Raw genomic sequence first — 17,352 nt, forward strand, 5'->3', positions numbered from 1 at the left:
GGCGGACTTACGGTGACCGCATGGCAGAGGCCGAAGTCAACAGCGAGAGCGTCGGCACGGTGGTGGTGGCGGGGGCGGCGAACCTCGCCATCGCGGTGGCGAAGCTGGTCGCCGGGATCATCTCCGGCTCGGCGGCGATGCTCTCCGAGGCGGCCCACTCGGTCGCCGACACCACCACCGAGGTGCTGCTCTACCTGGCGCTGCGCCGGGGCGCCCGGCCCGCCGACGTCCGGCACCCGTTCGGGTACGGCAAGGAGAGCTACGTCTGGGCGTTCCTGGCCGCGCTGTTCACCTTCGTGGCCGGCGCCGGCTTCGCCATCACCCACGGTGTGACCACCATCCTGGTGCACGAGCACAGCGGCGACTACCTGATCTCGTACGTGGTGCTGGCGGTCTCCTTCGCCATCGAGTCGGTGTCGCTGGCCCGCGCGGTACGCCAGGTACGCGGCGAGTCCCGCCGCTGGGGGACCACCCCGCGCCGGTTCCTGCGGCTGACCGCCGACACCACCGTCAAGGCGGTGTTCCTGGAGGACAGCGCCGCCCTGATCGGCCTGCTCATCGCGGGGGTCGGGCTGGGCCTGTCGCAGTGGACCGGCGACGAGCTGTTCGACGGCGTCGCCTCGATCCTGATCGGCCTGCTGCTGCTCGTCGTCGCCGCCATCCTGGCCAAGAGCAACATCTCGCTGCTGGTCGGCCGGGCGGTGCCCGAACGGCTGCACCACGAGATCGAACGCGAGCTGGCCGGCCTGCCGACCGTGGACCGGGTCGACACGCTGCTGACCATGCAGCTCGGCCCGGACGACATCCTGGTGGCCGCCAAGGTCGACTTCCGGGACGAGGCGACCGGGGCCGAGATCGAGGCCGCCGCCGACGAGGCCGAACGGCGGCTGACCGACCGCTACCCGGAGATCGGGTACGTCTTCCTCGACCCCACCCGGTCACTGCCCGGCGCCGGCCGCCGCGCCCGGCGTACCCAGGAGGAGCCCGGCCCGGTGGGCGACGCCCCGCTCGGCACGGCGTACCCCGGCCCGGCCGGCGGCGTGCGCCCGACCGGCGGGCCGTCCGATCAGGAGGCGGACGGGCGGGGCTGACCGGAGGCGGCCCCGCACGCGGCCGGCCGGGCGGCCGGCGATAGCGTGCCGGGCATGGTGCGATGGCGGTCCGGGACGGTCACGGCGGTACGGCGACGGTGGGCCGGCGCGGTGGAACTCGACGTCGCCCTGCCCGACGGGGCCACCATGCGCGCGCTGGCCTACCCGGAACTGGTCGGCGACCCCGTCCCCGGCGACCGGGTGCTGCTGAACGCCGGCGCGCTGCTGATGGGCCTCGGCACCGGCGGGTACGCCCTGGTGGTCGCCCTGCCCGACCGGCTGCCCGCCGACCCGCCGCAGGCCGGCGACACCCGCGACGCCGGGCACCTGGTCAAGGCCCGGTACACCCCGTTGCAGCCGATCATGCTCGGGGTCGACGAGGAGGCGTCGCCGCACCACGCGCTGCTCGCCTCCGTCGACAGCCTGGACGGGCTGCCGGTGGTCACCGCCGACCTGCACTCCGCCCTGCCGGCGATCCTCGCCGGCATCCATGCCGACGCCCCCCGGGCCCGGGTGGCGTACCTGCTCACCGACGGGGGCGCGCTGCCGGCCTGGTTCTCCCGCACCCTCGACGGGCTGCGCGACGCGCTGGTCGGCACGGTCAGCGTCGGGCAGGCGTTCGGCGGGGACCTGGAGGCCGCCACCCTGCACACCGGCCTGCTGGCCGCCCGGCACGTGCTCCGCGCCGACGTGGCGATCGTCGCGCAGGGGCCGGGCAACCTGGGCACCGGCACCCGGTGGGGGTTCTCCGGCGTCGCCGTCGGCGAGGCGGTCAACGCGGTGGCGGTGCTGGGCGGCCGGCCGGTCGGGTCGCTGCGGATCTCCGACGCCGACGCCCGTCCCCGGCACCAGGGGGTGTCGCACCACAGCCTCACCGCGTACGGCCGGGTGGCGCTGGCCCCGGCGGAACTGGTGGTGCCGGACGGCCTGCCGGCGGAGCTGGCGGCCCGGGTGGACGCCGCGCTGGCCCCGCTGGCCGGCCGGCACACCCTGGTCCGGGTCGACACCGACGGGCTGGACGCCGCGCTACGGGCCCTGCCGGTGCGACTGTCCACGATGGGCCGTGGTCTGGACGCCGACCACGCCTACTTCCTCGCGGCGGCGGCCGCCGGCCGGCACGCCGCCACGCTGCTCGGCTGACCGGGCGGCACCACCCGGCAGCGCGGTCTGCGCCACCGTGACCCCTGACCCGACGTCCCGCCGGTGCCGGACCGGCGTCAGCCGACCAGGAAGATCAACGCGAGCCAGCCGACCACGATGACGACCAGCGCCACGGTCAGCACCCAGGTGGGCACGGTGTACTCGCCCCGGCGGTTACGGGCGATCTCGTCGCGGATCTTCGCCCGACGCCTGTCGATCCAGTTGAGCCGCTGGGTGTCGCCGCGCTCGCGGTCGGCGGATTCGGAATCGTTCATCGCCCCGCCAGCGTACCGGTGGGCCGACGGCCGTCACCGACCGCCGGCCCCCTGGTCACATGCTCGCGATCAACCGCTCCACCCGCTCGTCGTACGCCCGGAACGGGTCCTTGCAGAGCACGGTGCGCTGCGCCTGGTCGTTGAGCTTCAGGTGCACCCAGTCGACGGTGAAGTCGCGCCGCTTCTCCTGGGCGTGCCTGATGAACTCGCCGCGCAGCCGGGCCCGGGTGGTCTGCGGCGGGGTCTCCTTGGCCTCGAAGATCTCCGGGTCGGTGGCCACCCGGTCCACCTGGCCGCGCCGCTCCAGCAGCCCGTACAGGCCCCGACCCCGGCGCAGGTCGTGGTAGGCCAGGTCCATCTGCGCCACCCGGGGGTGCGACAGCGGCAGGTCGTGCTTGCGCTGGTAGCGCTCGATCAGCCGGAGCTTGCTCACCCAGTCGATCTCCCGGGCCACCGGGTCCAGGTTGCCGCTCTCCACCGCGTTCAGCACCCGGCCCCACAGCTCCACCACCCGCTTGGCGGTCTGGTCGCCGCCACGACGCTCGACGAACTCGGTGGCCCGCGCCAGGTATTCCTGCTGGATCTCCAGGGCGCTGACCTCCTTGCCGGAGGCGAGGCGCACCTTGCGCCGGCCGGTGATGTCGTGCGACACCTCCCGGATGGCCCGGATCGGGTTCTCCAGCGACAGGTCGCGCATCACCACGCCGGCCTCGATCATCCGCAGCACGATGTCGGCCGAGCCGACCTTGAGCAGCGTGGTGACCTCGTTCATGTTGGAGTCGCCGACGATGACGTGCAGCCGGCGGTAGCGCTCGGCGTCGGCGTGCGGCTCGTCGCGGGTGTTGATGATCGGCCGGCTGCGGGTGGTCGCCGAGGAGACGCCCTCCCAGATGTGCTCGGCCCGCTGGGACAGGCAGTAGACCGCCCCGCGCGGGGTCTGCAACACCTTGCCCGCGCCGCAGATCAGCTGCCTGGTGACCAGGAACGGGATGAGCACGTCGGCGAGCCGACCGAACTCACCGTGCCGGGACACCAGGTAGTTCTCGTGGCAGCCGTACGAGTTGCCGGCCGAGTCGGTGTTGTTCTTGAACAGGTAGATCTCACCCGCGATGCCCTCGTCGTGCAGCCGCTTCTCCGCATCGACGAGCAGGCCCTCCAGGATGCGCTCACCGGCCCGGTCGTGGGCGACCAGGTCGGTGACCGAGTCGCACTCCGGAGTGGCGTACTCCGGGTGCGACCCGACGTCCAGGTAGAGCCGGGCCCCGTTGCGCAGGAACACGTTGCTCGACCGGCCCCACGACACCACCCGGCGGAACAGGTACCGGGCGACCTCGTCTGGGGACAGTCTCCGCTGCCCGCGATAGGTGCAGGTGACGCCGTACTCGGTCTCGAGGCCGAAGATTCGCCGCTCCATGATGTGACACTAGCCGCCCGGAGGGTCGGTTCGTCACTGTCACAGCACAGGTAGTGCGCTCCGGTCGCTCGGATCCCGTCCGGCTACGGCGTCCCGTCCGGCCCCAGCCCGGCCACGAACGCCTGGCAGGCGGCGTAGTCGGGCAGGGCTCCCGCCGCCCGGGCCTGCGCGAACGTCGGTGCCGCCGCGTCCCGGGCGGACAGTTGCGGTACCTCGGCCGGCCACTCGATGCCCAGCTCCGGGTCGAGCGGGTGCACCGCGTGTTCCCCGGTCGGGTTGTAGGTGGTCGAGCAGAGGTAGCTCAGGGTCGCGTCGTCGGTCAACGCGCAGAAGCCGTGCCCCAGCCCCTCGGCCAGGTAGACCGCCCGCCGGTCGGTGTCGTCCAGCCGGACGCCCTCCCAGCGGCCGAAGGTCGGCGAACCGGTCCGCAGGTCCACCACGACGTCGAGCACCGCGCCGCGTACGCAGGTGACGTACTTGGCCTGGCCGGGCGGGACGTCGGCGAAGTGGATGCCACGCACCACACCCCGGCCGGAGACCGACAGGTTGGCCTGGGCCAGCCGCAGCGGGTGACCGACCGCCTCGGCGAGGTGGTCGAACCGGTACCACTCCATGAACAGGCCGCGCGGGTCACCGTGCTGCTGCGGGGTGACCTCCCAGGCGCCCTCGATGCTCAGCGGGCGAATCTTCACCGCACCCCCTCCGTTGACGACTGTGCCGCGCGCAGCACCGCCTCGTCGTGCTTGTCGGCCAGCAGGCCCAGCAGGTAGTCACCGTAGCCGCTCTTGGTCAGCGGCTCGGCCAGCGCGCGGAGCCGGGCGTCGTCGATCAGGCCGGCCCGCCAGCAGACCTCCTCGACGCAGCCGATCTTCATGCCCTGCCGTTCCTCGATCACCCGGACGAACTCGCCGGCCTGCATCATCGAGGTGAACGTGCCGGTGTCCAGCCAGGCGGTGCCCCGGTCCAGCACGGTGACCGACAGCTCGCCGGCCTCCCGGTACGCCTCGTTGACCGCGGTGATCTCCAGCTCGCCCCGGGCGCTGGGGGTGAGCTTGCCGGCGATCTCGACCACCCGGTTGTCGTAGAAGTACAGCCCCGGCACCGCGTAGCGGGACTTCGGCCGGGCCGGCTTCTCCTCGATCGACAGCACCCGGCCGTCGGCGTCGAAGTCGACCACGCCGTACGCCTGCGGGTTGGCCACCGGGTAGGCGAACACCCGACCGCCGACCAGGTCGCCGTTGTCGGCCAGCTGCCGGCCGAGGCCGACGCCGTGGAAGATGTTGTCGCCCAGCACCAGGGCCACCGAGTCGTCGCCGATGAAGTCCGCGCCGAGCACGAACGCCTGCGCGATGCCCTCCGGGCGGGCCTGGGCGACGTACTCCAGGCGCAGCCCCCACTGGCTGCCGTCGCCGAGCAGCCGCTGGAACTGGTCCTGGTCCTCCGGAGTGGTGATCACCAGGATCTCCCGCACCCCGGACATCACCAGCGTCGACAGCGGGTAGTAGACCATCGGCTTGTCGAAGATCGGCATCAGCTGCTTGGACACCGCCCGGGTGATCGGCCACAGCCGGGACCCGGTGCCACCAGCGAGAAGGATTCCACGCACCGGGGGAGCCTACCGGGACCGACGCGAACCGGACACCGGGGTCACGGTCCCCGGAGCAGCGGCCCGGTGCGCGTACACTTCCGTCCCCGTGAGGATTCTCGTCACCGGCGGAGCCGGATTCATCGGGTCGGAGTACGTACGGATGCTGCTGGGCGTACCCGGCGGCGACGCGTCCGGGGTGCCCGCCGTCGAGCCTGCCACGGTGACCGTGCTGGACAAGCTGACCTACTCCGGCAACCTGGACAACCTCGCCCCGGTGCGCGATGACCCCCGGCTGCGGTTCGTCCGGGGCGACATCTGCGACCCGGCGACCGTCGACGAGGTCGTCGCCGGCCAGGACGTGGTCGTGCACTTCGCCGCCGAGTCGCACGTCGACCGCTCGATCGCCGGCGCCGCGCCGTTCGTCACCACCAACGTGCTCGGCACCCAGACCCTGCTGGACGCGGCGCTGCGGCACGGCACCGGCCGGTTCGTGCACGTCTCCACCGACGAGGTGTACGGCTCGATCGACGAGGGGTCCTGGACGGAGACCTGGCCGCTGGCCCCGAACTCGCCGTACTCGGCCTCCAAGGCCGGCTCGGACCTGCTGGCGCTGGCCTACCACCGGACCCACGGGATGGACGTGGTGGTGACCCGCTGCTCCAACAACTACGGGCCGTACCAGTATCCGGAGAAGGTCGTCCCGCTGTTCGTGACCAACCTGCTCGACGGCGGCACCGTGCCGCTCTACGGCGACGGCGGCAACGTCCGGGACTGGCTGCACGTGCACGACCACTGCCGGGGCATCGCGATGGTGGCGCACGCCGGGCGCTCCGGCGAGGTCTACCACATCGGCGGCGGCACCGAGCTGAGCAACAAGGAGCTGACCGGGCGACTGCTGGAGGCGTGCGACGCCGGCTGGGACCGGGTCGTCCCGGTCGCCGACCGCAAGGGCCACGACCGCCGCTACTCGCTGGACATCAGCAAGATCAACACCGAGCTGGGGTACGCCCCGAGCATCGACCTCGACGAGGGCCTGACCCGGACCGTCGCCTGGTACCGGGACAACCGGGACTGGTGGGAGCCGCTGAAGAAGGCGTCGGGCGCATGACCCGGGTGCTCGTCACCGGCGCGGGCGGCATGCTCGGCCGGGACCTGCTGGCGGTGCTGGCCACCCGGGACGACCTCACGGTGACCGCCGCCACCCGCGCCGACCTCGACGTCACCGACGCCGGGGCGGTCCGGGCCGCCGTCGCCGGACACGACGTGGTGCTCAACACCGCCGCGTGGACCGACGTCGACGGCGCGGAACGCGACGAGGCGGCGGCGACCGCGGTCAACGGCGACGCGGTGGCCCATCTGGCCCGCGCCTGCGCCGCGCACGGCGCGCGACTGGTGCACGTCTCCACCGACTACGTCTTCGCCGGCGACGCGGACACCCCGTACGCCGAGGACGCCCCCACCGACCCGATCAACGCCTACGGCCGCAGCAAGCTCGCCGGGGAGCGGGCCGTGGCCCGATTCCTCCCGGAAACCGGCTACCTGGTGCGGACCGCCTGGCTCTACGGGGCACACGGCCGCAACTTCGTCACCACCATGCTCGGCCTGGCCGCCACCCGGGAGCACCTCGACGTGGTCGACGACCAGCAGGGCCAGCCCACCTGGTCGTACGCGCTGGCCACCCGGCTGGTGGCGCTCGTCGACGCGGCCCTGGCCGGGCGCGCCCCCGCCGGGACCTACCACGGCACCTGCACCGGCCGGACCACCTGGTACGGGCTGGCCCGCGCCGCCTTCGCGCTGGCCGGGCTCGACCCCGACCGGGTCCGACCCACCACCAGCGACCGGTTTCCCCGTCCCGCCGCACGGCCCGCGTACAGTGTGCTAGGGCACGACCGGTGGGCCGAGGCCGGCCTGCCCCCGCTGCCGGACTGGCACGACGTGCTGTCCGACGCCTTCGCCTCCCCGACTGCACCCGCCCCGTGGAAGGTCGCATGAAGCTCACCCTCGTCACCGGTCTGACCGGCCTGATCCTGCTCGCCACGATCGTCGAGCTGCTGCGCCGTCGCCAGCTCCGCGAGAAGTACGGCATGCTCTGGCTCGGCGTGCTGGTCATCGTCATCCCGTTGTCGCTGTTCCCCCGCCTGCTGGACAACGTGGCCGGCTTCTTCGGCGTGGTCTCCGGCGTCAGCCTCGTGCTCTTCCTCGGCATCGTCTTCCTCCTGCTGGTCTGCGTGCACCTGAGCTGGGAGGTCAGCGCGCTGGAGGAGGAGACCCGCACCCTGGCCGAGGACTTCGCCCTGCTCCGCGCCGAGATCGACGCCGAGCGCGCCGCCCGGCTCGCCGACGGCGCGCAGGTCACCGCAGCAACCCGAGACGAACTGGTGTCCCACGATGGTTAACGGCAAGCGCGTCCTGATCATCATCCCGGCGCTCAACGAGTCCGGGTCGATCGCCGACGTGGTCGGCGAGGTCCGGGGCGAACTGCCCGGCGTCGACGTGCTCGTGGTCGACGACGGCTCCACCGACCGGACCGCCGCGGTGGCCGCCGCCGCCGGCGCCCGGGTGGCGAAGCTGCCGTACAACCTCGGGGTGGGCGGCGCGATGCGGCTCGGCTACCGGTACGCCCGCGACAACGACTACGACGTGGCGATCCAGATCGACGCCGACGGCCAGCACGACCCCCGGTACGTGCCCAAGCTGGTCGACCTGCTCGACGACAACGACCTGGTCATCGGTGCCCGGTTCGCCGGCGAGGGCGACTACTCCGTACGCGGGCCCCGGCGCTGGGCGATGGTCATGCTGTCCGGGGTGCTCTCCCGGGTCGCCAAGACCAAGCTGACCGACACCACCTCCGGCTTCCGGGCCGCCAACCGGCGGGTCATCGAGATGTTCGCCGGCTGGTACCCGGCCGAATACCTCGGCGACACCGTGGAGACCCTGGTGCACACCGCCCGGCGCGGCTACCGGATCCGTCAGGTGCCGGTCGCCATGCGCAAGCGGATGGCGGGCACCCCCAGCCACTCCCCCGCCAAGGCGATGATCTACCTGGGCCGGGCCTTCGCGGTGCTCACGCTGGCGCTCATCCGCCGGTGATGCGGCGGCTGCTCCACCTCGTCCCGCCCGGCACCGTCGCCGTCGGAGGCGGGCTCGCCCTGCTCGGGCTCGCCTCCTACGTGCACCTCGCGGTGGCCGGACACGCCCTCGACCGTGCCGACTACTCCTCCCTGTCGGTGCTCTGGTCGATCGTGTTCACCCTCGGCATCGGCGTGTTCATCCCCGTCGAGCAGGAGGTCGCCCGGGTCGTCGCCGCCCGCCGCAGCCACGGCCTGCCGCCCGGTCCGGTGCTGGCCCGGGGCGCCGCCGTCGCCACCGCCGTCCTGGCGCTGCTGGTGCTGGCCACCCTCGCCGGGTACCGGACACTGGCCGACCGGTTCTTTGACGGCGACGGCACGATGGTCACCGTGCTGGTCGGCGCGCTGGTCGCGATGGCCGTCGCCTACACCACCCGGGGCGTGCTGTCCGGCCTGCAACTCTTCCCCTGGTACGGCACCCAGCTCGGGGTCGACGGCGGGCTGCGCATCGCGCTGGTCGCCGGGCTCGGCGTCAGCGGCGTCACCGACCCGGTCTGGTACGGCGCGGTGCTGGTCGTCGCCCCGCTGCTGTCGGTGCTGGTGACCCTCCCGCCGGTGCTGCGGGCCGTCGGCGGCGGCGTCCCCGTCGCCTGGGACACCCTGCTGCGCGGCCTCGGCCTGCTCACCGTCTCCAGCCTGCTATCCCAGGTCGTGGTCAACATCGGCGTGATCAACGCCCGGCTGATCGACCCGGCCGACGTGGCCACCGCCGGCGCGCTGCTCTCCGCCCTGGTGCTGGTGCGTATCCCGCTGTTCGTCTTCGGCTCGATGCAGGCGTCGCTGCTGCCCGGCCTGGCCACCACCGCCACCACCGGCGACGTGGCAGGCTTCCACGGCCTGCTGCGCCGGGCGCTCGGCGTGGTCACCGCCCTCGGGGTCGCCGGGGCGATCGGCGCGGTGGCGCTCGGCCCGTGGCTGGTGCACCGGCTCTTCGACGCCCCCGGCGTGCTCGGCCACGGCGACTTCGCCTGGCTGGCCGTCGGCACCCTCGCCTACCTGTGGGCGATGGTGCTCGGGCAGGCCCTGCTCGCCCTCGACCGGCACCGCGCCCAGGCGGTCTCCTGGACGATCGGGGTGGCCGCCCTGCTCGCCGTTACGGTCGTCCCGGCCCCGGTCGCGCTCCGCGTCGAGCTGGCCTACGCGGTCGGGTCGGTCGTGGTGGCCGCCACCATGGCCGTCCTGCTGCTGCGCCGGGGAACCCGCCCGGCCACCCCCACCCCCGGCCGGCCGCTCGACGACGTGGTGGCCACCGGCGTCTCCGGAGGTCTGTAGATGTCCCGCCCCCAGGTGTCCGCGGTGATGCTCGCCTACGGTGCCGAGCCCTACCTGGTCGACGCCGCCCGCGCCGTGCTGGCCAGCACCGGCGTCGAGATCGAGCTGATCGTGGTGGACAACGGTTGCACCGGTGACGGCATCGACGTGGTCAAGGGCTTCGCCGGGGTACGGGTGGTCCGGCCGGAGGAGAACACCGGCTACTCCGGCGGCTGCCGCGTCGGTGCCGCCGAGGCCACCGGCGAGTGGCTGGCCTTCGTCAACTCCGACGCCGTCGTCGCCCCCGACGCGCTGGCCAAGACGGTGGCGGTGGCCGGCGAGCCCGGTGTGGGCGCGGTGATGGCCTCGATCCGGCTCGCCGAGAACCCCGACCTGATCAACACGTCCGGCAACCCGCTGCACTACATCGGGCTGTCCTGGGCCGGCGGCAACGGCCAGCCGGCCAGCGCGCACGCCCGGCGGACCACCGTCCCGTCGATCAGCGGCTGCTGCTTCGTGATCAACCGGGCGCTCTGGCGGGAGCTGGACGGTTTCGCCGCCGAGTACTTCGCCTACCACGAGGACACCGAGATCAGCCTGCGGCTGTGGCAACGCGGGCTGCGCCAGGAGTACGTCCCGGACGCGGTGGTGGTGCACCACTACGAGTTCTCCCGCAACAAGCTCAAGCACTACCTGCTGGAACGCAACCGCCTGATCTCGCTGCTCACCGCGTACGAGACGCGGACGCTGGTAGTGCTGGCCCCGATGCTGCTGCTCACCGAGGCGGCGATGCTGGTGGCCGCGCTACTCGGCGGCTGGGCCCGGGAGAAGGCGCGCGGCTGGCGTTGGCTGTGGACCAACCGGGCCTGGGTACGGGCCCGACGTCGGCAGCTCCAGCAGGAGCGGATGGTCCCCGACGGGATCATCGCCGAGCTGATGACCGCCAAGGTCGACCCGTCGAACGTCGAGTCGCCGCCCGGCATGGGCGTCTTCAACGTCATCGCCGCCGGCTACTGGGCGCTGGCGAAGCCGCTGCTGCGCACCCGCTGATCGTCGACACGCATGCGGGGCCGGGGTGCGTCACCCCGGCCCCGCATGCGTGATCGTCAGGCTTCGGGCTTCTCCTGGGGCTGCCCCTCCAGGTCGGCCGAGCCGGCCGAGGTGGTGGGCTTGTGCGCCTCCTCGGTCGGCACCGTCGGGGTCGCGGCCCGGCCGTCGGCCGGCGCGGCGTCACCGGCCGCGTCGCCCTCCAGCAACGCGGTCAGCGCCGCGCCGGTGATCCGTCGGAAGGTACGCCCCACCCGGTTGCGGTCCAGGACCGCCACCTCCAACTGGTTGGGGGCGATCGTACGGGCCGCACCACCCTCGCCGCCGACGCTGCTCAGCGCCTTCGAGGCCACCCTGACCGCCTCGCTGAGCGACATGTCGGGGCGGTGCTCGGACTTGAGCACACCGGTGATCGCCTCGGCCTGACCGCCCATCGCCATCCGGCCCGGCTCGTCGTTGACCGAGCCGTCGTAGGTGAGCCGGTACAGCTCGTCCTCGTCGGCCGTGGCACCGACCTGCGCCACGCAGATCTCCACCTCGAACGGCTTGGACTGCTCGGTGAAGATCGCGCCGAGGGTCTGCGCGAACGCGTTGGCCAACGCCCGGCCGGTCACGTCCCGCCGGTCGTAGCTCAGGCCGTTGAGGTCGGCCATCCGCACCCCGGCGCGGCGCAGGTTCTCGAACTCGTTGTACCGGCCGACGGCGGCGAAGCCGATCCGGTCGTAGATCTCACTGACCTTGTGCAGGGCGCTGGAGAGGTTCTCCGCGACGAAGAGCACCCCGCCGGTGTAACTCAGGACCACCGCGCTGCGCCCCCGGGCGATGCCCTTGCGGGCCAGCTCGGAGCGGTCGCGCATGATCTGCTCGGGCGAGGCGTAGAACTGCATGGCCACGGCGGCGGTTCTCCTTCTGGCGCTGTGCTGACGACTGGGCTGGTGGGGGTAAGGACGGCGTCAGCCGCCCGGGTTCTCCATCCGCCCGGCGACGACGGCCTCGGCGATGGTGGCCGTCTCGGCCTCGGTGAGCCGGTGGGTGCCCTCGGCGGTCGCCGTCATCACCACCGGGTAGATCCGCCGGGTCAGGTCCGGTCCACCGGTGGCCGTGTCGTCGTCGGCGGCGTCGTAGAGCGCCTCGACGGCGAGCCGGGTCGCGTCGTCGATGGACAGGCCGGCCCGGTAGCGCTTCTTCAACGCCGACTTGGCGAACAGCGAACCGGAGCCGATCGCGTCGTAGCCGGTCTCCTCGTAGGGGCCGCCGGTGACGTCGAAGCTGAAGATCCGCCCGGCCCGGGCCGGGTCCCGGGCGGCCAGGTCGAACCCGGCGAACAGCGGGACGACCGCGAGCCCCTGCATGGCGGCGCCGAGGTTGCCCCGGATCATCGCGGCGAGCCGGTTGGCCTTGCCGTCGAGGGAGAGCATCGCGCCCTCGATCTTCTCGTAGTGTTCCAGCTCGACCTGGAACAGGCGCATCAGCTCGATGCCGATGCCCGCCGTGCCGGCGATGCCGACCAGCGAGTACGCGTCGGCGGGGTGCACCTTCTCGATGTCGCGCTGCGCGATCAGGTTGCCCATGGTGGCCCGGCGGTCGCCGGCCAGCACCACGCCCCCGGTGGCCGAGATGGCCACGATGGTGGTGGCGTGGGGTGCCAGGTCGGCGGCCATGCCCGGCGGCAGCGGCCGTCGGCCGGGCAGCATCTCGGGGGCCACCCTGCTCAGAAACGAGGTGAAGGAGGACGTCCCCGCGTTGGTGAACACATCTGGTAGACGCCCGGATGGATCAAAGCCCGCTGCCACGTGGTTCCTCTCAGGTACGTGATCGCCCTGGCCAGCCTCGTGGGACTGTCACGGAACTGGCCAAGACCACCGTTGCAGTTGAAGCAGAGTATCCCGCGCACCCATCCGGTGCGGTGATCGTGGTCCACATGTTGAGGATCTTCCGCGCCACAGACGGCGCAGACGCCGCCCTGCTCGGCCAGAAGCTCGTCGAACTCCCGCTGCCCGATCCCGTAGCGGCGACGCAGGTGGTACTCGCGACTGCCGCCGTAGAGCCGCTGCACGGTCTCCTTGCCGCGTGAGTTGTGGCACGGCTTGCAGTAGCTGTGGCGTCCGCTCGCGTTGGTGGTGCGGGGAAAGTCGTCGACGGGCTTGATCTGCTCGCAGTCAGGGCACCACTTCAGACCGTCCGCGAGCGGCATGGCCGCCTTCTTCTGCGCAGCGATGCCGCGCCTACGGCGGCTCGCCTCGGAGCGGGCCGCCGCGCAGGTCTTACAGTAGAACGCCAGACCGTCCGCGCGACGCCGGTTACGGTGGAAGGCCGACATCGGCAACGAGCGACCGCACTGGGGGCATACCTTGTCCGGCGCCTCTGGAATCGGACATTTGCCTCATTCACCCCCTTTCTGGACATACCCCCTCACAAATTCTTCGGCGTTCTCCTCCAGGACCGAGTCGATCTCGTCGAGCAGGTCGTCGACGTCCTCGGTGATCTCAGCGTGCCGCTCGGCGACCTCGGGGTTGACCTCGGTGGTGACGTCGTCGATCTCCTCGGCCTGGTGCGACTTGCCCGGCTGGGTCTGGCCGCCCTCTTGTGAAGCCATCTCGCTGCCTCCTCCACGATCGTCTGCGATGAACTTACCTCGCGGAGGCGACGAAAAGCCCGCCGCGCGCCGGCATCCGACGCACGACGGGCCACCGGCACTGTCGGGTCAGCCGCCGGTCAACGTCTCCAGCAGGTCCTTGGCGGTGTCGCACCTGTCGAACAGCGCGCCCACGTGCTTGCGGGTGCCCCGCTCCGGTTCCATCATCGGCACCCGGACCAGCGACTCCCGACCCACGTCGAAGATCACCGAATCCCAGCTCGCCGCGACCACCTCGGAGGCGTACTGGGCCAGGCAGCGACCTCGGAAGTAGGCCCGGGTGTCCTCCGGCGGCTCGGTCATCGCCCGGCGGGTCTGCTCGTCGTCCAGCATGGTCTTCATCGAGCCCCGGGTCACCAGCCGGTGGTAGAGGCCCTTCTCCGGCCGCACGTCGGAGTACTGGAGGTCGACGAGTTGGAGCTTGTGCGAGCCCCAGCCCAGCTTCTCCCGCTCCCGGTAGCCCTCCAGCAGCCGCAGCTTGGCCACCCAGTCCAACTCGTCGGCGCAGAGGAACACGTCGCGGCCCAACCGGTCCAGCACCCGTTCCCAGCGCTCCAGCACGTCCAGGGTCTGCGCGTCGGCGTCCGCGCCGTACCGCTCGTCCACGAAGGAGCGGGCCCGCTCGTAGTAGGCCCACTGGAGGTCCAGGGCGGTCAGACGACGGCCGTCACGCAGCCGCATCCGGTGGGTCAGGGACGGGTCGTGGCTCACCGCCCGCAACTCGGCCACCGGGTCGGCGATGCCCAGGTCGGCACCGAGCGCCTTCTCCTCGATCATGGTGAGGATCAGCGCGGTGGTGCCCACCTTGAGGTAGGTGGAGATCTCCGACAGGTTGGCGTCGCCGATGATGACGTGCAACCGGCGGTACTTGTCGGCGTCGGCGTGCGGCTCGTCGCGGGTGTTGATGATCGGCCGCTTGAGGGTGGTCTCCAGTCCCACCTCGACCTCGAAGAAGTCCGCCCGCTGGGAGACCTGGAAGCCGCTCTGCCCGCCGTCCTGCCCGATGCCGACCCGGCCCGCGCCGCAGACGATCTGCCGGGTCACGAAGAACGGCGTCAGGTACGCCACGATGTCGGCGAACGGGGTCTGCCGCCGCATCAGGTAGTTCTCGTGGGCGCCGTAGCTGGCACCCTTGTTGTCGGTGTTGTTCTTGTAGAGGTGGATCGGCTGGGTGCCGGGGATGGTGGCCGCCCGCCGGGCCGCCTCGGCCATCACCCGCTCCCCCGCCTTGTCCCACCGCACCACGTCGAGAGGGTTGGTCACCTCGGGCGTGGAGTACTCCGGGTGGGCGTGGTCGACGTAGAGCCGGGCGCCGTTGGTGAGTATCACGTTGGCCAGGCCGAGATCCTCGTCGGCGAGCGCCTCCGCCGGGTCGTAGGCGGCCCCGGAGTAGGTGAATCCGCGGGCGTCGCGCAGCGGCGACTCCTCCTCGTAGTCCCAGCGGGCCCGGCCGCCCCGGTTGAGTTCCGGCCGCGCACCGTACGCGTTGACCACCTGCGACGAGGTGACCATCGGGTTGGCTCCGGCCTGGCCGGGCACGGAGATCCCGTACTCGACCTCGGTGCCCATGATCCTTCTGACGCTCATCGACCTACCCGCTCCGCTCGCCTCACCCGGTCCGCCGTCACGTCGAGCGTAGTCCGCCTCACCGGGGAAGGGGGCACGCCGCCTCGGCCGGGTCGGGTGTCGCCGTCTCCGGGGTCGGCGGCGGCGGCTCGTCGGAGGGGGCCACGTCGCACTCGGGGACGGTCAGCGGCACCCAGCTCAGCCGGTGCCGCAGGGCGGGTTCGTCGCGCAGCATCCGGTGCACCCGACGCTCACCCTTGGGATCGGAGGTGATGAACCGGACCGGGCCGGCCACCCGGCGCACGATGATGTCGGTGCGGTCCGGTTCGAGGAACGGCAGGCTGTAGATGCCCGGGTCGGTGGCGGCGGTGGTGCCGTGCAGCGCCGACAGGCACAGCGAGATGAGATAGGAGCGTACCGGCCCCCGGTCGATGACCAGGGTGGTGGTGCCCGGGACCTCCGGGTAGCGCTGCTGGGCGTCGGCGCACACCCAGGCCACCCGGGACGGCAGGGTGAGGTCCTGGTGGACCCACCGCTGCGCCCAGGTCTGCTCGTCGACCACCAGCAGGCTGCGGTGCCAGCCGGTGACGCCGCACAGCGCCACCGCGACCGTCATGGTGAGCGCGGCGGCGAGCACCCCGGCGGTGGTGCTGCCGACCCCGCGCCAGCTCAGGCCGGGCCGGGGCACCGGCAGCAGTCGGACCACCGCGGCGGTGCCGACGATGAGCAGCGCGGTGGCGAGGTGGGTGCCCTTGACGAAGTAGTAGCCCGGTTCCACCCCGGCGTTGGTGTTGATCTGCGCGATGGTCAGCGGCAGGGCCGCCCCGACGACGCCGACCAGCAGCCAGCGTCGCCAGGCCGGGTCGGTGCGGGCGATCTGCACGAGCAGGGCCACCCCGACGATGCCGCCGAGCCAGATCAGCGCCCGCCAGCCCTCGACGGCCTGGGACGAGCCGATGACCAGCGCCTCGGTCTGCCCGGCCCGGAGCACGCCGAGCAGCGGGGCTATCAGGGCGAGCGCGGCCCCGGCCAGACCGACGGTCAGCACGGTGAACCAGCGGCGCAGCGCCTCCCGCCAGTGGGTGAGCACCCAGCACAGGACCAGGACGGCGGCGGCCGGCAGGAACAGGTAGTAGGTGAACCCGACGGCGGCGAGCAGGGCGCACAGCAGCACGACCTGTTCCCGGGTGCCGGGGACGGGCCGGGCGACCAGGGTGGCGATCAGCACGGTCAGGGTCAGGCCGAGCACCTCGGTGGGGTAGCCGGCGTTGAGCAGGCGGGGCAGCTGGGTGCCGAGCACCAGCGCGCCGACGACCACGGTGAGCACCGTGCGGTGCAGCAGGTGGATCGGGCCGGCCAGCCGCTGGGCCGCCCAGATCAGCACGAGGGTGAACAGTCCGAAGCCGGCGATGGTCCAGCCGAAGTAGTGCGCGACGAGGTCGTCGACGCGCGGCCCGGTGGGGGTCAGGAAGCCGTCGAGCAGGGCGGTGACCAGGTGCCAGCCCTGTGGGTAGTAGATGAGCTGGGCGGTGATCTGCTCCCGGGCGGCTGCCGGGTCGACGAAGGTGTAGCCGTCGAGGCGTCCCATGGCGTCGAACAGCGCCAGGTGCCGCCAGTTGTCCTCACCCATGCCGAGGACGGTGAGCCGGTCGGCGAGGTCGGTGGCGCGCTGCCAGGGTTGCCGCAGGTAGACCACCATGGCGGCGGCACCCGCCAGCGGGAACAGGTCGACCGGGCCGGGCCGGGGCAGCCGGGGCCGGCGGCGCAGCGCGGCGGCGGCGAGGACCAGCGCGGTGAGGGCGATCCCGGTCAGCGGCACCGGCCGCATGCCCCACGGCCAGACCGGGAAGACCAGGCCGGCGATCGTGGTCAGGCCGAGCAGCAGGCCGAGCGCGAGCATCAACCGGTCGAGCAGGGTACGGCCACCGCGTAGCAGGCTGGCCGTGGCGACCAGGACGATCGGCGGGAGCAGCCACTCCCGGTGCAGGGCGTGCGCGGCGAGGGGCACGGCCCAGGCGGCGACGAGGGCGGCCACTAGGAGGGGTATCCACCGCCAGCCGCGGCCCCTCGGGGCCGTCGGGACGGTGGGGGGCGTGCGATCCAGGACCGGGGAAAGCGGCGGATCGGCGACGGAGAGCTCGGGCGGCACGCGGTTCCTCGGAGTCGACTACGCGGTGGGGGAAGTCTAACGACGAGTCCGGCATTCCACCCGCCCGG

At 72.4% G+C, this 17,352-nt stretch carries 18 protein-coding genes; 8 read left to right on the forward strand and 10 right to left on the reverse strand.

Features of this window, described 5'->3' with window-relative positions:
* Positions 1 to 20 precede the first annotated feature (20 nt).
* Positions 21 to 1,091 carry a cation diffusion facilitator family transporter gene (locus tag B5D80_RS27505; protein WP_088646857.1) on the forward strand — a complete coding sequence of 357 codons (1,071 nt, stop codon included), beginning with the start codon at positions 21 to 23 and terminating at the stop codon, positions 1,089 to 1,091.
* A 54-nt stretch (positions 1,092 to 1,145) separates the two neighbouring features.
* A complete protein-coding gene (locus B5D80_RS27510) occupies positions 1,146 to 2,231 on the forward strand; it encodes a DUF3866 family protein (RefSeq protein ID WP_088646858.1) in 1,086 nt (361 codons plus the stop codon).
* Positions 2,232 to 2,308: 77 nt separating this feature from the next.
* On the opposite strand, the gene B5D80_RS27515 is transcribed toward B5D80_RS27510, so the two are convergent.
* The 4 genes from B5D80_RS27515 to rfbA form a co-directional block, all read right to left on the reverse strand.
* Positions 2,309 to 2,506: a hypothetical protein gene (locus B5D80_RS27515; RefSeq protein WP_088646859.1), complete on the reverse strand. Its 198-nt coding sequence runs from the start codon at positions 2,504 to 2,506 to the stop codon at positions 2,309 to 2,311.
* Positions 2,507 to 2,561: 55 nt separating this feature from the next.
* Positions 2,562 to 3,920, reverse strand: coding sequence for a Pup--protein ligase (gene pafA, locus B5D80_RS27520; protein ID WP_088646860.1), 1,359 nt, complete (start codon positions 3,918 to 3,920; stop codon positions 2,562 to 2,564).
* Positions 3,921 to 4,003: 83 nt separating this feature from the next.
* Positions 4,004 to 4,612: a dTDP-4-dehydrorhamnose 3,5-epimerase gene (rfbC, locus tag B5D80_RS27525; RefSeq protein WP_088646861.1), complete on the reverse strand. Its 609-nt coding sequence runs from the start codon at positions 4,610 to 4,612 to the stop codon at positions 4,004 to 4,006.
* Positions 4,609 to 5,526, reverse strand: a complete 918-nt coding sequence (gene rfbA / locus B5D80_RS27530; protein ID WP_088646862.1) for a glucose-1-phosphate thymidylyltransferase RfbA — start codon at positions 5,524 to 5,526, stop codon at positions 4,609 to 4,611. Before rfbA ends, rfbC begins: the two co-directional genes overlap by 4 nt.
* 88 nt (positions 5,527 to 5,614) lie before the next feature.
* On the opposite strand from rfbA, the gene rfbB reads away from it, so the two are divergent.
* The 6 genes from rfbB to B5D80_RS27560 are packed head-to-tail and all read left to right on the forward strand — an operon-like array spanning position 5,615 to position 10,937.
* Positions 5,615 to 6,616, forward strand: a complete 1,002-nt coding sequence (gene rfbB, locus B5D80_RS27535; RefSeq protein ID WP_088646863.1) for a dTDP-glucose 4,6-dehydratase — start codon at positions 5,615 to 5,617, stop codon at positions 6,614 to 6,616.
* The gene (rfbD, locus tag B5D80_RS27540; protein ID WP_088646864.1) at positions 6,613 to 7,500 is read left to right on the forward strand and encodes a dTDP-4-dehydrorhamnose reductase; all 888 of its coding nucleotides are present in this window, start codon (positions 6,613 to 6,615) and stop codon (positions 7,498 to 7,500) included. Before rfbB ends, rfbD begins: the two co-directional genes overlap by 4 nt.
* Positions 7,497 to 7,904 (forward strand): DUF2304 domain-containing protein, encoded by a 408-nt coding sequence (locus B5D80_RS27545; protein ID WP_088646865.1) that lies wholly within the window; start codon positions 7,497 to 7,499, stop codon positions 7,902 to 7,904. Before rfbD ends, B5D80_RS27545 begins: the two co-directional genes overlap by 4 nt.
* Positions 7,897 to 8,598: a glycosyltransferase family 2 protein gene (locus tag B5D80_RS27550; RefSeq protein WP_088646866.1), complete on the forward strand. Its 702-nt coding sequence runs from the start codon at positions 7,897 to 7,899 to the stop codon at positions 8,596 to 8,598. The genes B5D80_RS27545 and B5D80_RS27550 overlap by 8 nt, the downstream gene beginning before the upstream one ends.
* Complete coding sequence (locus tag B5D80_RS27555) at positions 8,598 to 9,908, forward strand: polysaccharide biosynthesis protein (RefSeq protein WP_245855014.1); 1,311 nt, start codon at positions 8,598 to 8,600, stop codon at positions 9,906 to 9,908. The genes B5D80_RS27550 and B5D80_RS27555 overlap by 1 nt, the downstream gene beginning before the upstream one ends.
* The gene (locus B5D80_RS27560) at positions 9,909 to 10,937 is read left to right on the forward strand and encodes a glycosyltransferase family 2 protein (RefSeq protein ID WP_088646868.1); all 1,029 of its coding nucleotides are present in this window, start codon (positions 9,909 to 9,911) and stop codon (positions 10,935 to 10,937) included.
* Between the two features lie 56 nt (positions 10,938 to 10,993).
* On the opposite strand, the gene prcA is transcribed toward B5D80_RS27560, so the two are convergent.
* The 6 genes from prcA to B5D80_RS27590 all read right to left on the reverse strand — a co-directional run bounded on the left by prcA (position 10,994) and on the right by B5D80_RS27590 (position 17,170).
* Entirely contained in the window at positions 10,994 to 11,827 is an 834-nt protein-coding gene (gene prcA / locus B5D80_RS27565; protein ID WP_088646869.1) for a proteasome subunit alpha, read from the reverse strand.
* A gap of 60 nt (positions 11,828 to 11,887) precedes the next feature.
* Positions 11,888 to 12,727, reverse strand: coding sequence for a proteasome subunit beta (prcB, locus tag B5D80_RS27570; RefSeq protein WP_204960155.1), 840 nt, complete (start codon positions 12,725 to 12,727; stop codon positions 11,888 to 11,890).
* Positions 12,646 to 13,128 (reverse strand): endonuclease VII domain-containing protein, encoded by a 483-nt coding sequence (locus B5D80_RS27575; RefSeq protein WP_245855015.1) that lies wholly within the window; start codon positions 13,126 to 13,128, stop codon positions 12,646 to 12,648. Before B5D80_RS27575 ends, prcB begins: the two co-directional genes overlap by 82 nt.
* A 189-nt stretch (positions 13,129 to 13,317) precedes the next feature.
* A complete protein-coding gene (locus B5D80_RS27580) occupies positions 13,318 to 13,530 on the reverse strand; it encodes a ubiquitin-like protein Pup (protein WP_088646872.1) in 213 nt (70 codons plus the stop codon).
* Between the two features lie 108 nt (positions 13,531 to 13,638).
* A complete protein-coding gene (dop, locus tag B5D80_RS27585; RefSeq protein ID WP_088646873.1) occupies positions 13,639 to 15,156 on the reverse strand; it encodes a depupylase/deamidase Dop in 1,518 nt (505 codons plus the stop codon).
* Between the two features lie 58 nt (positions 15,157 to 15,214).
* Positions 15,215 to 17,170 (reverse strand): hypothetical protein, encoded by a 1,956-nt coding sequence (locus tag B5D80_RS27590; RefSeq protein WP_211291672.1) that lies wholly within the window; start codon positions 17,168 to 17,170, stop codon positions 15,215 to 15,217.
* Between the last annotated feature and the right edge of the window lie 182 nt (positions 17,171 to 17,352).

The organism is Micromonospora wenchangensis (assembly GCF_002210435.1).
GTDB lineage: Bacteria > Actinomycetota > Actinomycetes > Mycobacteriales > Micromonosporaceae > Micromonospora > Micromonospora wenchangensis.

Bases quoted from the DNA above. Each gene is read 5' to 3' on its own strand.
- B5D80_RS27505 (WP_088646857.1), top strand. From the start codon at position 21: ATGGCAGAGGCCGAAGTCAACAGCGAGAGCGTCGGCACGGTGGTGGTG.
- B5D80_RS27510 (WP_088646858.1), top strand. From the start codon at position 1,146: ATGGTGCGATGGCGGTCCGGGACGGTCACGGCGGTACGGCGACGGTGG.
- B5D80_RS27515 (WP_088646859.1), bottom strand. From the start codon at position 2,506: ATGAACGATTCCGAATCCGCCGACCGCGAGCGCGGCGACACCCAGCGG.
- pafA (WP_088646860.1), bottom strand. From the start codon at position 3,920: ATGGAGCGGCGAATCTTCGGCCTCGAGACCGAGTACGGCGTCACCTGC.
- rfbD (WP_088646864.1), top strand. From the start codon at position 6,613: ATGACCCGGGTGCTCGTCACCGGCGCGGGCGGCATGCTCGGCCGGGAC.
- B5D80_RS27545 (WP_088646865.1), top strand. From the start codon at position 7,497: ATGAAGCTCACCCTCGTCACCGGTCTGACCGGCCTGATCCTGCTCGCC.
- B5D80_RS27550 (WP_088646866.1), top strand. From the start codon at position 7,897: ATGGTTAACGGCAAGCGCGTCCTGATCATCATCCCGGCGCTCAACGAG.
- B5D80_RS27555 (WP_245855014.1), top strand. From the start codon at position 8,598: ATGCGGCGGCTGCTCCACCTCGTCCCGCCCGGCACCGTCGCCGTCGGA.
- B5D80_RS27560 (WP_088646868.1), top strand. From the start codon at position 9,909: ATGTCCCGCCCCCAGGTGTCCGCGGTGATGCTCGCCTACGGTGCCGAG.
- B5D80_RS27575 (WP_245855015.1), bottom strand. From the start codon at position 13,128: ATGCCGCTCGCGGACGGTCTGAAGTGGTGCCCTGACTGCGAGCAGATC.
- B5D80_RS27580 (WP_088646872.1), bottom strand. From the start codon at position 13,530: ATGGCTTCACAAGAGGGCGGCCAGACCCAGCCGGGCAAGTCGCACCAG.
- dop (WP_088646873.1), bottom strand. From the start codon at position 15,156: ATGAGCGTCAGAAGGATCATGGGCACCGAGGTCGAGTACGGGATCTCC.